We start from the raw sequence: 19819 nt of genomic DNA on the forward strand, positions 1-19819 counted from the left end.
TGGACAAGTTGCCAGTTAAGCAACTGTCTATCGAAAGAACGACCTATCACCTTAGGCATAGTAGCGTCCAATAATAGACAGAGCTAGGATTACAGCCAAATATTGCCAAGACCCTAACTACCACGGAATTGTGTACAGGTTTAAATAGTGGCATGGGATACCTCACCAGGCTTTAAAGAAGGAAAGTAGAGTTTAAAGGTAAGGTAAAGCTGAGGGAGCTTGCAGCAAATGGAATCAACTAAAAACCCCACCATGGAAGAAATGAACCTATTCTCAGAGCCTGGCACTGGCAAGGTAGAAAAGACAATTACCCCTCATAAGCCAGGACGAGTCAAGTTTAAAGCAACTTACTGGCCAGCAGAAGTATGCTCTGATTTTCAAGTCACCCTTGAACCTGAAGACCCAGTTACAGTTGTTGGTCGGCGGGGCATTACCCTGATTGTGGTACCAGTGGGTTATATTTTTCCCGACGATTCCCAAGAGTCAAGCCAAAACCTAGCCAGAGGGATTGTCTCACGCTTGTTTAGTTGGACTCAACGAGTGTGAGTGTTTACAGTATTCTGTAATCCAAACTAATTAACTTCAGAAGCCCAATACTGAACCTAGGGTTGACAGTATTGGGCTTCTAGGTTTACTTGAACTTTGCCACTAAGATCACTATTTTGAGCGACTTAGGAAATAACTCTACCGTTAAAGTTCCTTAATAATTAACCCTATTTAATAGCTGAGTTTACTAGAAGTTTGACACCAAGGTTACTTTTTCTTTATAATAGTTTTATCGGTATAGTTTTTAGAAACAGCTATGAACAAGTGCGTTTGTACTACTGAAGCCGCATCTCTTTTAGGTATTTCTCCTCGGCGATTGCGCCAACTCCTAGAGAAGGGTCGCGTCCGAGGTGCCTATAAAAGTGGGAAATTCTGGATTATTCCCCTGTTCAACAATCTGCCTCAAATCATTAAAGGCACTAGAGGACCAAAAGGAAAATGGCGTACCAGTCGTACTCCGGCTCTAGCCAAGATTAATGTCAACCGCAATCACATTGGCTCGAATATCCACAAAAGCCCGGAAGAGCGCAAGCCAGTGATTTCAGTAAAACGAAGTGGCAACAATGTATACGGCAACCAGGTAGAAATCCTCGGTCCTTGCCGGATTGTATATCAGCCAGACACTCCACTGCCTTGTGGCGCTCGTCTGTGGATTGACCTACGGTCACGCTACGCGAACGAAACCTTTAGTGATATTCACTTCATTGGTGGTAGTTTTTCTGCTCGTGGTGGAAACTCAAGTTGCTAGTTATGCAGAGCAGAACAGAGATATCAAATCACAGAACTATCTGAAAGCCCCCGAATGTTATCAGTGGCCATTGATTTGTTGCAAAAACTTTTCCAACCGATCCATCCCCTTCTCAATGGAAGCCATATCCGTAGCATAGGAAAGACGGATACAATCATCAGCACCAAAGGCAATACCAGGAATTGCAGCAACTTGCTCGGAACTGAGCAAGCGATCGCAAAATTCCAAAGAGGTTAAACCAGTTTGACTAATGTTAGGGAATAAGTAGAAAGCAGCGTCTGGCTTCACACAAGTCAGTCCAGGCATGGCCGTGAGGCGCTCTAACATCACCTTTCGCCGTTCGGCAAAGGCTTGGCGCATCTGTTCTACACAGTCAAGGGGACCTTCCAAAGCTGCGATCGCACCATACTGAGCAAAGGTACAAACATTAGAGGTGCTATGACTCTGAATTGTGGTCATTGCTTTAATTAGCTCTACTGGACCGGCTATATAACCGATACGCCAGCCGGTCATGGCAAAGGCTTTAGCAAACCCATTACTAATGATAGTGCGCTTGAATATTTCTGAGCCTACTGCCCCAATACTAAGGTGTTGAGCCCCATCGTAGCGAATTTTCTCGTAAATTTCGTCAGAAACCACCAGAATATCTTGCTCTACCACCACCTCCGCCAAGGCTTTTAGCTCGGCGGGAGTATAAACCATACCGGTGGGATTAGACGGAGAGTTGAGAATAAATAATTTAGTTTGGGGTGTGATGGATGAACGGAGCTGAGCCGGTGTAATTTTGTACCCTTGAGTGGCATCTGTAGGGACAATCACAGGTTTGCCACCAGCCAGCTTCACCATTTCTGGATAGGAAAGCCAGTAGGGAGCAGGAATAATCACCTCATCTCCCACTTCAATCAGAGCCAGCATCAAGTTGAATAGGGATTGCTTACCGCCGTTGGTGACAATAACGTTGTGTGTATCGTAATCCAGGTTATTCTCATGGCGCAGTTTATTTGCGATCGCAACTCTTAGCTTCGGTTCCCCAGCAGCTGGACCATACTTAGTCTTTCCTTCATCCAGGGCTTGCTTACTGGCTGCTTTAATATGAGCGGGAGTGTCAAAATCCGGTTCTCCGGCGCTAAAACTACAAACATCAATCCCATCTGCCTTCATGGCTTTGGCTTTAGCAGCAATGGCTAAAGTTAAGGAAGGGGTAACTTGACCAACTCTTGATGCCAGCTTCATGCTCAAAAATAATAACTGAGGAATTGTTAATCCGATTGCCTTGACAATCTTATCATTTTCTCATACTAGCTAGCCATTCAGAATTAATTTTAGATTTTTTTTAGCTTTTTTTAATATTTATTTTATCTTTCAGCCTTGTGCCTTTGTTACCTAATCAGGGCTAATCAATGCTGTAGAGGTTTGCTGTCAAACCATGAACTTACGTTAACTAAAGACTAGAAACTATATATTTCTTAAATTGATGTGTTTTTTTGCTGCAATTTACTGCCAATTAATTCAGACTTAAATTTATTGTTTACTTGACTAAGTAGCAGAACAAACGCATCTAAATTCTAGAAGCCTTACTGAAATAAGATTACAAAAATAATAAGCAAAATTACTTATCTTATGACTCTTAGATCGAGTAGGTATTTCAAAATAAGATGCCTTTATCCTGAACTAAGTAAGTAGCTATAAAAGTAAAAGTTTGTCAGTGCTGAGTGTTAAAGTCCTGAGTTTTTTCCAGCACTTTGGTAGTGAGGAACTGACTCAAGGGCTTTCATCACAGCGCGAAATTTGCCCCAACAAGTTTGTTTGGGCTTCTTTGTGTCTACTAATTGATTTTCCTGTCACTGTCGGAAGAGGATATTGTAAATGTTAGAGGTAGAGAAATACTACAGAATCCTGGAGCTGGAGCCTGGAGCTTCACAGGAGGAGATTCACCAGGGCTACCTCGATTTGACCTGGGTATGGCATCCTGACCGTTTTTCTGGTAATCCCCGGCTACAACAGAAAGCTCACTCCAAGCTACAACAAATCAATGAAGCTCATGCCCAATTGCGCTCTTTACAAAAAACTCTCAGTTGGAAAAATAGACACCCCAAGCCTAAAGCCCAAAACCAATCACCATTAAAAAACAAATATCGTCAGTCAGGCTTATATAAAAGGGAAGTTGATCCTGTGACCACCGAAGCTAGTGAAAGTAAAACTGGGAGTCAGAATCAGGGAAATCCAAAGTCTAGGCGTGTCTATCCCAGCCAGAAAATCGATGATTGGTTAGATTAACTGACTGGTGATTATTTGTGATTACTTGATTGGTGCTCTAATTGCTTAAGGTTTCTATATCCTGTCGGTAGGCAATTAAGGCGTGACGATTGCGGTATTCGGCTATAGCACGCAGAATTGCATCAGACACTTCCCGGGATACGATCGTCTTAATTTCAACATTGGTGTTGTAGCCGGGAATATCTCCTAGGCGTCTGCCGTGACCCCCCTCTCCCCGTACATCACTAACAGTATAACCAGTAGCCCCGTGGCTTTTGATTAGCTTCACCAGGCTTTCTCGAATTACTGATTCACCAATGATGGTGACTAAGACAGCACTATTGATGGGAGCATCTTCTGTAGACATAGGAAATTTCTTAATCCTGACATCTACTAGTCTAGAATCTTCTAGTCTAGTAGATGTCAATTTTTAGTTATCAATGGGATTGACCTACGGTCACGAATCGCGAACCCATTGACAACCAAGCTTAACTATACCGATTAGTGGGTAATTTCAAATCCCTGCAAACCTTCTGGTGTCTCATTATTAACCACCACATTGTCAACGACAGCATTTAACGGTCCGCTATGACACCAACGAACCATAGCTTCTACTGCTGCGGTATTTCCTTCAAACACTGCTTCCACACGCTTATCAAGAAGATTTCTGACCCAGCCGTTCACCCCTAGATGCTTAGCTTGAAGCATTGTGGCGTAGCGATAACCAACTCCTTGAACTCTTCCGGAAATGAAAACATGGGTGCGGATTTGCTTGTGTGGTGTTGATGAGTTTTGCATTTAGCAGTTTGCTGTTGACTACACCAATTAATGTTGAAGGTTGTTCGCCCTAAGCATCCTTTGTCGGGGAGGTTGAGTGTAACACGCTTTGCTTAGGGTCAACCTTCAACCAACCTTCAACATACTTACCCCAAAGCATGGGACTTGATCCTATTGTTTAGCTACAGCGCACCAGCCGCTGTTTTATCCAATACACCTCCAGATAGGTGTGTGGTGATATTCATCGCTTGCAATACTGGGGCTTTGTCTAAGCCTTGGGGATAATCAATTACGCTGACAGCCCCATTTCCCTGCTTGATATTCCAAATTAATGCTGGACTCAAGCCAAGAATGTCACAAAGTACTACTTTATTGATAGCATCATGAGCCACCACTAAGCCAGTCTGAAATCCTGAACCAGATGCCGTAGCCGATTGAACCATCCCATTCCAGGATGCCACTGCTCTTTCCAAAACATCCTGTAGGTTCTCTCCTTCTGGCATTTGTACCGTTTCTGGGGCAACTTTCCACTGATGCAGCAATTCACCATACTCTTGGGCTATCTCTGACTCTAATTTGCCCTCCCATAAGCCATGACTGATTTCCCGGAGTCCATCATCAACTTGTAAATTGACATTGGGGTGAGACTGGAGAATAATTTCAGCAGTTTCCTTAGGACGCAGCATCGGGCTACTCACTGCAAAATCAATGGAGACATCTTTTAGAAACTCACCCGCTTGCTGTCCTTGTTTACGACCATTATCATTTAAAGGCACATCAATCTGTCCCTGAAAGCGAGACGCACGATTCCAATCGGTTTCACCGTGGCGCACCAACAACAGACGCAACCCTTGGTCAATATCTCCCCTTCTTGGCAAGGTTTCTCCCAAGTGGGAGGTTTGATTAAGGGATTCCAATTGTACGGTTTCTCCCCAACCACCAGTGAAATTTAGTACATTGATGCCACAATTGGATTGCCTGATACTATGGTAACGAGCAGGAGTTACCCCAATGGCACTGCTAATTAAGCAGCGATTGATACCATTATGGGCTACGATTAAAATCGTACCTCCTTGATAGAGGCGGATAACCTCTTGCCAAAACTGCTCTGCTTGTTTGTATAGTTCAAGCACAGGAAAATGTTCTTTTGACCCGACCCCTGTGGGAATGACCATGGAAAATTCGTGGGGGCTTTCTTTCCAGCGCTGGTAGTCTTCTGGGAATTTTTCCAAAACTTCGTTCTTTTGCAGATTTTCCCAAAGGGGTAAATCGATTTCCATCAGCTGATCTGATGGCTGTAACTGGGGAGGGTTTGGCAAATAGGATAGGATAATATCTGCGGTTTGCTTTGCCCGTTGTAAAGGGGAGCAGTAGATGGCATCAAAGCTGAGGCTACTGAGGGCAGTACCAACTTTTTGGGCATCAGCACGACCTTTTTCGGTCAGGACTGACTGATCACTGCGTCCTTGAATGATCTGCTGAATGTTGTAAGTACTTTGACCGTGACGGACAATAACGACGCGGGTAGCCAATCTCTTATTCCTCCATGAGCAGGTATGTGGTTCAGCCGGGTCAGCTAGGGTGACAAATGTATACTCGGTATACTGAGATGATTCCGAATCATCAAGGTCATTGTAACTTAGCTAGCTCATCCCTAAACTGGCAGTGTATAGTTGGTGACTGGTTATTGGTTACTTGTCCGTTGACCAGCAACAAATAACTAGTAACTAATGAGCAAAATGCTTGTGTGTTGGGGGGTTCGATGACTAGAAAACGGTTGGTTTTAATTGTACTGACGATTTTTGCGATCGCTAGAATTGGCCTTTCTCTGGTAGAAAGCTGGGGTCAGCCCCAGATTCAAACTAATCTGGAACTTCGCCAAACCAATCTAGTACTTCATGGCTGGCAGTGGCAGAACACAAACCCTGATTCTGATAAATCTGAGCAGCTTAATCAGGAGTCTAAGATAGATTGGACTGTGGCTCGTAATGCTTTGATTGGTGCTGAGCCGTTTCAATCTGCTCAAAAACAGTATGAAACAGCCCGTCAATTGGCTCAGACCAATCAGTCAAAGGTCCTGACCAAACTCCAAAAATTTTCCATAGGGAAGGTAACCACACCGAACGATAGGGGGCAATCACAATCACCAGTCACTCCCCTGACCCAAAACGCCTATGCCTCGGAGCAGCAGCAATTGCAAGAGTCATTGTCTGACATCGAACAGCTGATTGCTCGGCTGGATTTGCGTATTGGCATTCTCCAAGCTCAACAAGGAAAAACCGATGCTGCTATTGAAACCTGGGATAAACAGACATACTCTAATGGCTCATTAGAAACTGCTGGGGTATTAATGGGTCTATGGAGTGATCCACCCCTGGTAATACCAGATGCTGAGCAAAAAATTGAACAAAACTTAGATAATTGGTTCCGCTATCGGGCGTTGAGTCAGCTGTATCAAGTGCAGCAGCGCCAAAGTGACCTATTGTTACTCCAAACCCAAGAACAAGAAACCGCTGAACAAGCAATTGTCAAATTATTCGTTATCGCTGTCATCCCAGGATTTAACACCCTATTGGGTTTGATAATCTTAGTGTGTTTGGTTGGTCAGTTGTTATTTCAAGGTAAGCAATCCCTGATAGCAACGAATCATAATGTGCCATGGAAAACAGCTTGGGATGGGGAAATTATTTGGCAAGTGCTGATTTTTGGTTTTTTCGCTATCGGTCAACTGCTGTTACCGGTTTTAATTGGTTTGTCACTGGGGATTGTTGGAATTAACCCAGCCAATTTTACGGTACAGATGAGTGCTTTCTATGTGTTGCTAACTTACCTAATCATGGCATTTGGGGGCTTGTTAGTGATGTATCTTTCCATTAAGCCCTTTTTGCCCCTGCCAGAGGATTGGTTTAGCTTCAAGTGGCGCAGCAACTGGATTGTCTGGGGAGTCGGTGGCTATTTGATAGCACTCCCCTTGGTGATTGTGGTATCTCTGATTAACCAACAGTTATGGCAAGGAAACGGCGGTAGTAACCCACTGTTGCCCCTAGCTTTGGAGGGACAGGACACCATAGCTTTGACGATATTTTTTCTGACAGCAGCTGTGGCAGCACCAGTGTTTGAAGAGATAATCTTTCGAGGGTTCTTGTTGCCCTCTTTGACTCGTTATCTACCAGTTTGGGGAGCGATCGCATTAAGTAGTCTGATTTTTGCGATCGCTCATTTGAGTCTCTCAGAAGTCCTACCCCTAGCCACATTGGGAATTGTCTTGGGATTCGTTTACACGCGATCGCGTAATCTTTTAGCTCCCATGCTGCTCCATAGTCTCTGGAATAGTGGTACGCTTCTGAGTTTGTTTGTTTTAGGCAGTAGTTAACAATTACAGCGGTTTACGATTGGGTGAGCTACAAATTCCTGGCTTTTAGGGAACAGGGAACAGGGAACAGGGAACAGGTAAGAGGGAACAGGGAAAAAATCCTGTGTACCTGATAGTTATGAAAAACGCTGTAAGTATGAAGTTTCAAGTATCAAGTGTAAATTATGACTTGTGAAGTATTACGTATTACATTCTTCATCCTTCAAAAAACACCATAAAGCTGTTTAATAAATACCATAATCTGATTCCCGTACTCCAAATCTGGATTCCAACGTCTGCCTAAGTCATAAACTGAAGGAGCAACACCTCTGGGCACATATTCAAAACGAGGGTCTACTATCGGGGTCTCGTTAATCATATCAGTACTGGCATATGCCTTCAGGTGCTGAATGTGAGCTTTAACTCCTGTTTTCGGGTCAGGAAACGTAGCACCAGCAGCACTAGCCTCAACGGTACCCAATCCACAGAAGTTATTCTGCTCAGGTTTGACCTTACCTCCAAAGCGTAAATAATCGGTTTCCAGACACATCTGACAGAAGGCAACATCATGGTTCACTCCCTCATTTTCCGCTTCTTCTATGTAAAGTCTGGGTAAGTCAGGAAATTGTTTTAAACCGTCTTCATTGTTTTTCTCAAGAAAGCTTTTCAATTGGCTTTCAGTGGCATTTCCCATCCCCATAATTTGATCACCATCTTCGAGTAAGGTGCGGGGAAGTGAATTTAAAATAACAGTTTTTGTCTGATTTTCCCAGGATGCAGCTATATTAAACTCCTGTAAGTCTACCGCTTTGACATAGACAACATTTCCATAACTGATTTGGCGAATATTTTCTCGATCAGTTAGGCTAATCCCGAGCATTTCCACTAAATCAACGGGGATAAAGGCATTGCTATTAATTAAAATCCCTTTTTCGTCATACTTCTGTTGTTTAATAAAGATATTGATAGTAGGAAACTCAGGAGTTTTTGGAGTCTGACCGCTCCATTTAATTAATCCTTGAGCAATCCCTTTGGCAAATTTTTCCCGCTGATTTTGCAGTAACTCTAGGTCTTGAGGATTGTCGAGAAAACACAACTGCATCAGTACGGAAGAGACTGCTACCTGACGACAAAAGGATAAGCCGCGCCGATTGGGAGAGTGGATATCCGCTTGAATGCCACGACTGGGAAGTTCAGGAATTTCTTGGAGTAAGGCATTCAGTAAGAGCTGAGCATCCAGCTGCCTTTCATCGTTACCATAGATGTAAAAGGCTTCAGCCCCTCGCAGGGAACCGTTAAAGGCATTACCATGGATTTCCAAGGCTACGTCACCAGGCACAGCATTGGCATTGATCCATCGAATTGTGTCTCGACGACTGAGAGAGTCAGGAACAACTATACAATCTACTCCCCGTAATTCCAGCTCTTTAACAATTTCATTACGGGTAAGTATCATTTCCCGAGACTCTGTTGTGCCTAAAGCCACTACTCCCGGGTCTTTGAGGTCATGACCAGCGGAAATTATAATACGTGCCATGGGTGGGTTTCTTCTCCTTAGTTTACCGTTTTTTGGTCGGAAAATAATTCGGTAGATTGCTTTAAAAAATCGTGCTAATAGCTTACGCATTTCGCATTTAAATTGTCAGTTACGGAGAAATAATAAATGAAACCATCAATGATGATTTAGGAATGATGAATACCTCGGGAACTTCTGAATGAATGAATGAATGATAGATTGTTTCGCCATTGACCATTACCATTCGGTTAGGGTCAATGGTGTTCAATTAAAGTCCCATTTTGGCACGGGTTGCTGGGCCGACAATTCCATCTACATCTAAACCGTTTTGTTGTTGGAACTGCTTTACAACTGCCTCGCTACCTCGTCCATAGACACCATCCACATCCAGACTATAGCCTGCTTTGGCCAAGGCTTGTTGAATAGCACGTACGTCTTCTCCCTTCATGTAAGGTTGGCTTAGGCGCAGTACCCGAAATTGTATTGACTTCTCAGATTCTTTCTTGGAGGGTACCGAGATCGAAAACCCTTCTGAAAAACTATTGTTTAGTCGTCTCTCGGTTGATGGTCCGTAGGAACCATCTTCGGAAATCCGGTCATTGATATTATAGCGGTTCCAAACTCGCTGGAATGCCCGCACTGCTAGGGCGCGAATGTCTCGGGTACCTCTGCCTACGTAGTCGAAATGAACTGGGTCCCCCCAACCGAGCCATCGCCAGCCGTACTTCTGGAGGTAAGGTCGCCACCTCAGGTAATCTGAAATATCAATGGCTAGACCACTTTGGTGATTACTGCGAGACGGACGGGCAGCAATGGGAATACCGCAACGGCGATTTCTGTAGTGGTTATATAGTATTAATTGCTGCGCAATGGTCCGATAGGCTGAATTAATTACCATGGGAACGCCCCGGTCTTGAATAGCACGTTCGAGGGCTCTTTTGGCAGCGGGTTGGAGCATAGCCCAGACAGCAGGACCTAGTTGCACATCTAAATCATCAAAGCTGATTAGTACATTCGGGATAAGTCGGTTCATTTCATCAATAATCTGCTTGTCTAGCCCCCGAACCACTTCTGTAGAGCAGGAGGTAACATTCCTGACCTTGATGGATATTTTCTTAGGGAACAACTGCTTGTCATCATCCCAAACCTCCACATGGGGTTCGTAGACGTACCAGGTATTCTTGCCATTAAATTCATCTTTGGTCAAAGCAATCCGCAGGTAAGACTTCTCTTCTTTGAGGTCTACCCAGCTGTGCAGCTCTAGTTCCCTGCCTTTTTTGACCCAAACTTTATCCTCTTCATTTTCGATCTTCTGGCTGGGTACGGGTTGCTGTTTTAGGAAGGTATCATGTACGATTTTCAAAGATAAGACCATCAGTTTCCCTCATAGATGAAATGGTGGCAGTAGTCGTGATTGGTGAGTCGTGATTGGTGAGTCGTGATTGGTATTTGTTAGTTCAAGTACACTCCTGCCTAGGAGGAGTGATTAGGACGTTTCAAGCTAGCTGTTGTTAGCCCTACCAAGCTCAAGACTCTTCCACTATATATTCATATTCAATACTAGAGCCTGGGATTACGGCCAAATCTTTGACAAAATTGGGCAGAATCCTCCGCTTATAACAGTTAGAGTCAAGAGGATATTAATGTCCTTGGTTAGTTCGACAGGAAACAGCTAATGACTGGGTTACCATGCCCAATCCCTGTTAATGCAATCAGCATCTCACCCTTAAGTCATATTATGTCTGCTTTAACAATTCCTCGGAAAGGTATAGTAAAATCAGAGGGTAAAAATTTTTTTTGCTTGTGCCAGTTTAATAACTGGCATATTAGTTAGTAACAAATTACTAATTTGTGATATTCAGCAACTATTATAATAGTTAGGGCGCACGTTTGTGCGCCCTAAAAATAGCGTTAATCTTCTGATGCAAGCGCTGTCTGTTGTTGAGAGCGCTTCGCTTCCCATCAATTAAGATTATTCGATGATCTCAAACATAGCGATCTGCGAGAATTTCCAAAGCACGGTCTGAGCATCCCATTAACCACAGGTTTGACATCCCAGTTTTCTCCCCTAGCAAAATTCGCCGTCTACAGCGGAAGGTTTCTTCCTCCAAGTAGGCTCCTAGCAAAGTTCGTTTCAGGGAAGGACTCCAGATACCGGTACGTCCATGGAGCACTCGCCAGTTGTCAACTACTAACACCTGTCCGGGAGTCAGTAGAAATTCGGCATTATAGTCAGGATCTTGTAAGAGTTGGGCAAATCTTCGGTAGGCTGTCAATAGGTCTTGAATTTTATCGTAGGAAACCTCTAGGGGTATCCTGGTGTTGTGGTTATACCGAATCTGATACACTTCTCCATTTTCATCCAAGTTAATTAGATGATTACGCCGGTAAGCTTCCCATTCGTATTTCCGAGCGCTGGAATCATTTTCCGATAGTTTCTCCTCCACAGACAGTCGTCGGCGACCTGCTGGTATATATTCTGTGGTAAGTAGCTCAAAGAAGTAGGGGTTTTCTGTTTTGATTACCTCTGCTAATTTGAAACCATCAACGACGGTGGAATAGGCTTGTCTGTCGTTATCCGGGTTGTCGTAGAGGGTACATTGCAGAAATTGGATTCCAGTGGGAATATCGTAGGCAGTAACGTCTGTATGATTTCTTAAACGTCCCAATTGATAAGAATGTTGGATAGCCTGAGCAACTGCGTTCTTTCTATCCATAGTAAATACATTGGTGGGATGATAACGTTGTCGTAAAGGCCCCACCCGTTCCACCAATGCCCGAAAGCTTTGTTCGTCATTTGGAGCATTCTCAATTACTGCTACCCCTAGTTCGACGAGCTGATTCAGGTAGGACAATAAAACGTCGTCATCATTCATCACCTCATGATAATCAAAATAAGAGATAGATACTGATGCATCCCAAAGTTGAGGTTTTGATTTTTGTTTAAGGGCTGGGTCATCGTAACAATGAACTCGTAGCCAGGAAGGATCGAATACACTGTGATGCCCTGTTTCTTGACCACCCCAGACAATATCCAAATTGCCTTCAGGATCAATTGTCACCTCTTGAGGAGTTGGGTTTAAAGGAATTTTGAGGAGGTCATGTCCACTATTATTGAGGCTTAAGGTATCTCGCTGAAAGCATTTAGGACAGCGACAGCTATCTAGGAGCCAGAGATGATGGTAAAAGCTTTGATGGCCATCTTTCCAAGTGATCTCTACACCATTGTCATGGGTTGCTATGGATTCGATGCGAAAAGAAGGTTTGAGTTGTCGAAGTAGCGTGGTCATTTTAATTTCAAGCTCCTATTTATCAAGCTCCTAATGTATTTGGTTTCTTTAGATTGTGGTGCGGTCTGCCAGAATTTCTAAAGCACGGTCTGAGCATCCCATTAACCAGATATCTGACATACCGCTTTTTTTGCCTAGTAACAGTCGCCGTCTGCTACGAAATGTTTCTGGTTTCATGTAGGCTCCCAGTAAAACTCGTCGCAGCTGAGGATTATGAATGGCGGTACGCCCGTGGAGTAATCGCCAGTTGTCGTTAACTAATACTTGTCCCGGAGCGATCAGAAATTCGGCGTTATATTCAGGAGCTTCAGCTAGTGCCGTAAATGCTTGGTAGGCTGCATATAAGTCTTGAATCTTATCAGGGGAAACCTCTAGTGGCACTCGGTCTTTTTCATGGTGACGAATCTGGTAGACTTCACCGGTTTCATCCAAATTAATTACATGCTGGCGATGATAAGTTTCCCATTGGTACTTCTTGGTGCCAATTTCATGCTTAGATACCTTTTCTTCTACACCAAGGCGACGGCGACCTGTTGGCACATACTCTGTGGTCAGCAACTCGAAGAATTTTGGCTGTTGGGTTCTGAGAACTTCGACAATTTTGAACCCATCCACTAGGGTAGAATAAGCCTGTTTGTCATTGTCTGGGTTATCGTATTGGATACATCCGAGAAATTGCAGTCTGGGAGGAACGTTGTAAGATACATGGTCTGTGTGATTATCTAAACGTTTCATATACTGATAGGCGTGGTGAATATTCCCTGCCAGTTTGTTTGCTGTATCCAAGGTAAAGATATGGGTGGGATGATATCGTTCTTGGATCGGTCCAATCCGCTCTATCAGTGCCTGAAAACTTTCTCGATTCTTGGGCACGTTGTCAATGATGACTACTCCCAATTCCAGCATCTTGTCCAACCACAGCAACAGTGCCCAATCGTCTTTCATCACTTCGTGGTAATCAAAATGAGGGATGGACACTGATGAATCCCACAGTTGGGGTTTTCGTCGCTGTTTGAGGGCGGGGTCTGTTTGACAGTGAACTCGCAGCCAAGATGGATCGAATACACTGTGATGTCCAGGTTCTTGACCGCCCCAGACTATATCCAAATTGCCTTCACGATCGACCTTGACCGCTTCAGTGATGGGATTGAGTGGCATTTTCAGGGGGTCATGTCCTTCCCCTTCTGAGCTGTTAAGGCTCAATGTATCCCGCTGGAAGCATTCGGGACAGTGGCAAGCATCCCGCAGCCAGAGGTTATGGTAAAAGCTGTGATGACCATCTTTCCAAGTGACTTGTACACCGTTGTTGGTCACTGCAACTGATTCGATCCGAAAAGCGGCTTTGAGTTGCCGAAGTAGGGTTGTCATGTTTCACCTTTATCTTTTGTTTTACTTGGTTTCCATGTATTTGAGGACTAGGCTTGAGCCCCCACCATTACCTTTGACTTAGACGTCAATTGTTTGCCGTTAGTGGTTTGATAGCCGTTGTATTCTAGTGTCTCTCCATTAGGGCTGAGAGTAGGGGTCAGAGTCTGGTAAAAAACTTCCTGACAGCAGTTGTTTTCGTCAGCAATCAGTACCCGCGCTTGGTGTCCGCTAGTCAAAATTTCAGCGCGATGAAGCGAAGCTTCCGCTAAAAGCGATCGCATTGCTCGTTTGCCCAGATAATCAAGGTATCTCCCTCTTTGCACAGTAGCGCTCCCCCTCCATTGGGACATATTTGTCCTGAACCTGCTTCTCCTGGCAACACATAGGTTGACCAGCGATTGCCATTGTCAATGTTGACAATTTCTACTTCTTCGAGGGGTAAAATCCCTACCTGTGCCAGCAAGTCGGAGTCAATCGTGACACTGCCCACATAGTGGCGGTTTGCCTCAGTCACACGCACTCGATGTAGCTTGGCGTGCATTAGTTTGATGGTCGCCATGATTTATCCTCCATTGAGTTTAATGAATTAAAATTCAATTGACTTGAACGAGCCTATTTCTGGACTTAGCCATTGGCATTTTACGATCTCTATTTGAGATTGCTATACCATCGCTCCAACAATCACCAAAAACCTAAATCACTTCGGTTAATCAGTGATTTATGAGTCTCGAAATACGGATTTTTTCTCGTCTGCCATGATTACTAAATAGGCGATTTTTAGCAGCTATTCAGTAATAGAAGTTGACACATTTTTTGATACATCACTATTTTCATGAAAATACATCGATTTACCTTTCTCCCTCCCGCCCTATCCCTTTCTATCCATTGAAATAGCCAGTTTAACAGTTACTTAACTGGCGCTCTAGCTCCTTTAGAAGCGGCTAGGGGAAATACTTGCACTTCAAATTATATAAAATCATCTGTTTCTATCCATTCCGTGCTGTGTTTGCTATCTATATTCTCAGTCTTCTTCAGGTTTACGAAGGGGAATCTTTAGACAAGTATCTTGCTCCTTCAACAATAGACAATCTACGGTAGCATAGATACTGCCTTGTTTATTTTTATAGACTACTTCTCCAGACAGTGGTAAGGGAGCTGTGTGCCATACTCCAGGATGAATTGATATGCCGTAACTACCATCAGAGTAAAGCGCTACAAAATCTTCTGCTTTGACATTGTCCCCAGGAGGCGCTAATAAAAAGATGCTAGGTTCACCATTTTTAGGAATAAAAGCCTCTCCTGCATCTAGATGGGCGCTAAGCCAATGCACTAGCACATAGTTAGAGTTAGTTTCAGGATCAACTACAGCCTTTCCAGTTGCACCACCGCGAGCATTTTTATGGTCAGCGGAAAGCACCGTAGAACCACGCCAATATACTTTGAATTCGTCTTCAATAAATGTACCATAACCCCCCCTAGCAATAAGAGGTCGTTTCCCTGGGTTTGGCCATTTACACAACTCTATTTCAACATCTTCAAAATCCGTGAATACATTTCCTAATCCTTCAGCATTTTTTGAGTTTAGCTTTTTTAATGGAACGTCATAGTATTTGCATGGTGTAGCCATGATTTTCCCTTAAACTATCAGCAATTAGTGCTTTTTAAGCACGAGAGCAACCATTGGTTCTGTTTCAAAGATGTTAAACTCTACTCGATCGAGTATACTCCATGACAGCTCTTCGAGAATCTCTTGTAATGAATCGTTGCTTTCGTAGTAGTCAACTCGCAGGGTGAGGACAAAATATCCTCCAGACTTCAATAGTTCGAATAGGTTTCGCAACCCTTTAGGATGGGCGTGACCAAAGGTGAATACCCCCAACACCACAATCCCGTCGAACGCCTCAGGAGTAGAGAAGGTTAGAGGTTCTGCCACGTTCCCTTGGTGCAAGGCCGTGTAAACTTGCTTCTTCCTAGCTACCTCCAGCATTTCCTCGGAGAAGTCAACTGCTGTAATGTTGGTGTATCCTAGGTCTGCCAGAGCCTCACCTACCATTCCTGTACCTGCTCCAACATCAAGAATGCTTGCTGCTTTATTTGGCAGTACCTTTGCCAGAGCCCTAGCGGATAGAACGGGAGAGCAACGATAGGTCTCGTCTAAGTCAGCATCGTAAATGGTCGCCCAAGCATTGTACTTATCTTTTAAAGTTTTTTCATCATTAGTTCCGTAGATCCACGACACGCGATCGCTTACCTTTTGACAGCGATAGAAACTCCATCCGAGTTCCCGAGCTGCAATCGCCTCGCACATCTTATTATAGGAAGCGCTAAGTTGCGGATACTTGCTCAGAGCTAGCTCTGACAACAGTTGGTAGCTCTTATTTAGGTGTTCGCTCAAGTCTTTAGCGTCCAACACCATCAAGCCAATTTCACTGAGTGTTTTTGCGTAGGACTCATAGCTAAATGTTGGTTCAAACAGTAGTCGTTGATAAACGTGCTTTTGGCCTTCTGCGCTGATCTCGGACACTGGCGTGATCAGATCATCGAATAGGAAGATGCCTTGTTCTTGAAGAACACGGTAAATCTCCTTCAGAGCTAGCTCCCGCTGGTGGACATGGTAAAGGGTGGCTTGGCTCCAGACATGGGTAAAGGAATTGTCTGAGAAAGGTAGGCTAGTTACTGATGCTTTCTGAAAGGACAGGCGTAGGGAGGGATACTCCTGAGCTAATGCCTTGGCATTGTCAACCCGGACTGCACTGATGTCAATGCCCACAACTTCACATCCTGTCTGCTGGGCTAGCCAGATAGCGGTGTTGCCGTTGCCGCAACCGATATCAAGTACCCGAGATTCAGTAGTCAGCCCACTGCAGGCTAGCATATATTCATTCCAACGGTGGCAAGCTGGGACAAAGTCTTGAGCACGAGCGTCCGCTAAGTTTTCAAAATAGCCCCAATGTAAACTGCCTTCAGAATCCCAGAAGCTACGATACATGCTGTCTTCGTGATCGTAAAACGCTTCTGTGTCCGCTTCTGTATATTTTTGTGTCATGTTGTTCGTCTAAGTTGAGACTTACAAGTCAGACTTACTAGATTTTCAAGGAAATTCCCTTCATGAGAGTAAAATCATAAGTGCTCGTTTCTTGAAATACTTCATATTTACTTCATATTTCCTTGATATTCTCCTTCATAATTCCCTGGCCTTTTGGCCAAAAGGCCAAGGTCAATCGCAATTTCAAGACTAAGCTACTGGCACAGTTAATCTATTTAGGGCTTTTTTTATCAACTATTAACACGTCCAAAACTTGTCGAAACCCTTAAGTTAGTGCGATCTGAATTATCTAAGCTGGGGAAGCTTTTTTTTTCCAAGTCTCCTGCTGTCGTCATTTACATAAACACCAAAATAATGATAACCATTAACAAAAACCTGTAGCCTAGTTGAGCAGCTGTTAGCCTAAGCTAGAAATAAGAGGCATGTGTTCTTCTTAATCATCTAGGCATTGCCACTATTACTGAAGCTGTTCACCAAATCTATGCCAAAATCTATCCCAACTTATCCCAAGACTACCTTAACTCAACCAGCTTTGCCTGTAGAAACCATCACATTAGATGTAACTGGCATGAAATGTGCTGGTTGTGTTGGTGTAGTGGAACGGCAACTGAGCAGTAACCCTGGGGTATCGAAAGCCTGTGTCAATCTGGTAACTGGGGTAGCTGTGGTAGAGTATCAAGCTGGTGAGGTAGAACCAACTGTCCTAGCTGAGCTGCTTACATCAAAAGGGTTTCCTAGTCAACCCCGTTTACCTGAAACTGAACAGGGAACTAAGAGCCAAGATAGGTTAACACCAGCCCAGAGACATCAGCAAGAAGCCAGAGCATACCGCCAGCAACTAGTGATTGCTGCTGTGCTGATTGTCTTCTCTACAGTGGGACATATCGGTCATTGGTTCCATGGACCAATGGTGCCAGTATTGAGTACTTTGTGGTTCCATTGGGGATTGGCAACTCTAGCGCTATTACTTCCGGGACGCTCTATTATCGTAGAGGGTGGGCGCGGTTTGTGGCACGGTGCTCCCAATATGAATACGTTGATCGGACTGGGGGCGGTGACGGCTTACACCACTAGCTGTGTGGCATTACTATTCCCTAACCTGGGATGGGAATGTTTCTTTGATGAGCCAGTGATGTTGCTGGGTTTTATTCTTTTAGGTCGGACCTTAGAGCAAGGGGCAAGATATCAAGCTACTGCTGACTTTGAGTCTTTGCTATCCCTACAGCCTCAGGTAGCCCGGTTGATTGGAACATTAGACAGTAAAGAAGGTGATCAAGGGGGTATCGAAATTCCTGTGGAGCAAGTCCGGGTGGGAGAATGGTTAAGGATATTACCTGGGGAAAAAGTTCCTGTCGATGGGGAAGTGATTACTGGACTCTCATCGATTGATGAGTCAATGCTAACGGGGGAATCTCTACCAGTATTGAAGCAAGCAGGGGACATGGTTACTGGTGGTACGTTGAATCAATCGGGAGTGCTGGTGCTAAAGGCAACCCGTACTGGTAAAGAAACTACTCTGGCACAAATTGTAGCACTAGTGGAGGAAGCGCAAACTCGGAAAGCGCCAGTACAGCAGTTAGCGGATTTGGTAGCAGGGTATTTTACCTATGGGGTGATGGCGATCGCATTTTTAACGTTCCTATTTTGGTACGTGGCTGGGACTAAAATCTGGCCGGAGGTCTGGTCAACCATGGCGGCTTCTCCATTACTGTTGAGTTTGAAATTAGCGATCGCAGTTTTAGTGATTGCTTGTCCCTGTGCCTTGGGTCTAGCCACACCTACCGCCATTCTAGTCGGTACTAGCCTGGGGGCAAAGCGGGGCTTATTAATCAAAGGCGGTGACATTTTAGAACAGGTGCATCGGCTGGATACTGTGGTTTTTGACAAAACCGGTACCCTAACTCAGGGTCAACCTACGGTTACCGATTGCCTGCTGATTCAACCTGATACAGAGAATAACAAACCGAGCGGGATTGCTACGAAAACCATTGCTCTATCTTCTGCTAGCCAATTGCTGCAACTGGCAGCAGCAGCAGAAAGTGGCACATCCCATCCCTTAGGTAGGGCAATTGTTACCGAAGCTCAACAGCAACAGTTACCGATGTTAGGGGCTCAAGATTTTTACACAGAACCAGGATTGGGACTATCAGCTTTAGTAGAAAACCAACGGGTAGTGCTTGGCAGTGCAGACTGGTTGAGTAAGCAGGGTATTACGATTAGTGATACTGCTCAAGGTGAAGTCAAGGCTTTGGCAGATGGGGGTAAAACAGTAGTTTATGTAGCTGTTGATGGGGTACTAGCTGGATTAATTGGTGTCAATGATCTTCCGAGATTGGAGGCTAAAGAAACAGTAGAACACCTCAAAGACCTGGGATTGCAGGTGATGATGCTAACTGGTGACAGACCGGAAGTGGCGGCTGCTGTGGCCAAAACTTTGTCAATAGACCCAGAGGATGTTATCGCTGGGGTGCTTCCGGATGGCAAAGCTAATGCGATCGCAAACCTTCAAGACCAGGGACACTGTGTCGCTATGGTGGGAGATGGCATCAATGACAGTCCAGCTCTAGCACAAGCTGATGTTGGGATTGCCTTGCATGGGGGAACCGATGTGGCAGCGGAAACAGCAGGAATTATTCTGATCAGAAATAACTTGCTCGATGTGGTCAAGTCCATAGACCTATCACGAGCCACCTTCAACAAAATCCGCCAGAATCTGTTTTGGGCATTCGGTTACAATATATTGGGTATTCCCATAGCGGCTGGTGGGCTACTACCAGGATTTGGGATAGTACTTTCTCCTGCTGCTGCTGGTGCCTTCATGGCTTTCAGCTCAGTTAGTGTTGTCACAAACTCTCTGCTGCTAACCCGTTTGCGGAATTAGTTCAAGTTCGCTTGAATACCTAGAATAGACCATCAGAGC

Annotated in this window: 17 protein-coding genes; 5 read left to right on the plus strand and 12 right to left on the minus strand. The window is 44.5% G+C overall.

Going from position 1 to position 19819, the window contains the following annotated elements:
- Window positions 1-228 precede the first annotated feature (228 nt).
- On the plus strand, window positions 229-546 hold the full coding sequence (locus F6K51_RS17965; RefSeq protein WP_293022370.1) for an NfeD family protein: 318 nt from the start codon (window positions 229-231) through the stop codon (window positions 544-546).
- A gap of 256 nt (window positions 547-802) precedes the next feature.
- On the plus strand, window positions 803-1294 hold the full coding sequence (locus tag F6K51_RS17970; protein WP_293022372.1) for a helix-turn-helix domain-containing protein: 492 nt from the start codon (window positions 803-805) through the stop codon (window positions 1292-1294).
- Window positions 1295-1354: 60 nt separating this feature from the next.
- On the opposite strand, the gene F6K51_RS17975 is transcribed toward F6K51_RS17970, so the two are convergent.
- On the minus strand, window positions 1355-2527 hold the full coding sequence (locus tag F6K51_RS17975; protein ID WP_293022374.1) for a pyridoxal phosphate-dependent aminotransferase: 1173 nt from the start codon (window positions 2525-2527) through the stop codon (window positions 1355-1357).
- Window positions 2528-3160: 633 nt separating this feature from the next.
- Here F6K51_RS17975 and F6K51_RS17980 point away from each other — a divergent pair.
- Window positions 3161-3571 carry a DnaJ domain-containing protein gene (locus tag F6K51_RS17980; protein ID WP_293022376.1) on the plus strand — a complete coding sequence of 137 codons (411 nt, stop codon included), beginning with the start codon at window positions 3161-3163 and terminating at the stop codon, window positions 3569-3571.
- A gap of 37 nt (window positions 3572-3608) precedes the next feature.
- Here the strand turns inward: F6K51_RS17980 and F6K51_RS17985 are convergent, their stop codons facing one another.
- The 3 genes from F6K51_RS17985 to F6K51_RS17995 form a co-directional block, all read right to left on the minus strand.
- The gene (locus F6K51_RS17985) at window positions 3609-3977 is read right to left on the minus strand and encodes a hypothetical protein (RefSeq protein ID WP_293022379.1); all 369 of its coding nucleotides are present in this window, start codon (window positions 3975-3977) and stop codon (window positions 3609-3611) included.
- A 74-nt stretch (window positions 3978-4051) separates the two neighbouring features.
- Window positions 4052-4348, minus strand: coding sequence for an acylphosphatase (locus tag F6K51_RS17990; RefSeq protein WP_293022382.1), 297 nt, complete (start codon window positions 4346-4348; stop codon window positions 4052-4054).
- A gap of 161 nt (window positions 4349-4509) precedes the next feature.
- Complete coding sequence (locus F6K51_RS17995; RefSeq protein ID WP_293022384.1) at window positions 4510-5859, minus strand: histidine phosphatase family protein; 1350 nt, start codon at window positions 5857-5859, stop codon at window positions 4510-4512.
- A 230-nt stretch (window positions 5860-6089) separates the two neighbouring features.
- Here F6K51_RS17995 and F6K51_RS18000 point away from each other — a divergent pair, with 230 nt between their 5' ends.
- A complete protein-coding gene (locus tag F6K51_RS18000; RefSeq protein WP_293022387.1) occupies window positions 6090-7700 on the plus strand; it encodes a CPBP family glutamic-type intramembrane protease in 1611 nt (536 codons plus the stop codon).
- 202 nt (window positions 7701-7902) lie between these two features.
- Here F6K51_RS18000 and F6K51_RS18005 read toward each other — a convergent pair whose 3' ends face one another.
- From F6K51_RS18005 to F6K51_RS18040, 8 genes are all read right to left on the minus strand, one after another.
- On the minus strand, window positions 7903-9216 hold the full coding sequence (locus F6K51_RS18005; RefSeq protein WP_075903234.1) for an N-acetylmuramoyl-L-alanine amidase: 1314 nt from the start codon (window positions 9214-9216) through the stop codon (window positions 7903-7905).
- 247 nt (window positions 9217-9463) lie between these two features.
- On the minus strand, window positions 9464-10570 hold the full coding sequence (locus tag F6K51_RS18010; protein WP_143727804.1) for a peptidoglycan-binding protein: 1107 nt from the start codon (window positions 10568-10570) through the stop codon (window positions 9464-9466).
- Window positions 10571-11180: 610 nt separating this feature from the next.
- Window positions 11181-12485, minus strand: coding sequence for a TauD/TfdA family dioxygenase (locus F6K51_RS18015; protein ID WP_293022390.1), 1305 nt, complete (start codon window positions 12483-12485; stop codon window positions 11181-11183).
- Between the two features lie 48 nt (window positions 12486-12533).
- Window positions 12534-13853 carry a TauD/TfdA family dioxygenase gene (locus F6K51_RS18020; protein WP_293022393.1) on the minus strand — a complete coding sequence of 440 codons (1320 nt, stop codon included), beginning with the start codon at window positions 13851-13853 and terminating at the stop codon, window positions 12534-12536.
- 47 nt (window positions 13854-13900) lie between these two features.
- Entirely contained in the window at window positions 13901-14134 is a 234-nt protein-coding gene (locus F6K51_RS18025) for a hypothetical protein (RefSeq protein WP_293022396.1), read from the minus strand.
- On the minus strand, window positions 14119-14412 hold the full coding sequence (locus F6K51_RS18030) for an aspartate 1-decarboxylase (RefSeq protein ID WP_293022399.1): 294 nt from the start codon (window positions 14410-14412) through the stop codon (window positions 14119-14121). Before F6K51_RS18030 ends, F6K51_RS18025 begins: the two co-directional genes overlap by 16 nt.
- A 462-nt stretch (window positions 14413-14874) precedes the next feature.
- Window positions 14875-15480: an ureidoglycolate lyase gene (locus F6K51_RS18035; RefSeq protein ID WP_293022401.1), complete on the minus strand. Its 606-nt coding sequence runs from the start codon at window positions 15478-15480 to the stop codon at window positions 14875-14877.
- A 24-nt stretch (window positions 15481-15504) separates the two neighbouring features.
- Window positions 15505-16899, minus strand: coding sequence for a methyltransferase domain-containing protein (locus F6K51_RS18040; RefSeq protein WP_293022403.1), 1395 nt, complete (start codon window positions 16897-16899; stop codon window positions 15505-15507).
- Window positions 16900-17380: 481 nt separating this feature from the next.
- On the opposite strand from F6K51_RS18040, the gene F6K51_RS18045 reads away from it, so the two are divergent.
- Complete coding sequence (locus F6K51_RS18045) at window positions 17381-19780, plus strand: heavy metal translocating P-type ATPase (RefSeq protein WP_293022405.1); 2400 nt, start codon at window positions 17381-17383, stop codon at window positions 19778-19780.
- The last annotated feature ends 39 nt before the right edge of the window (window positions 19781-19819 follow it).

The organism is Moorena sp. SIO3I8 (assembly GCF_010692325.1).
GTDB lineage: Bacteria > Cyanobacteriota > Cyanobacteriia > Cyanobacteriales > Coleofasciculaceae > Moorena.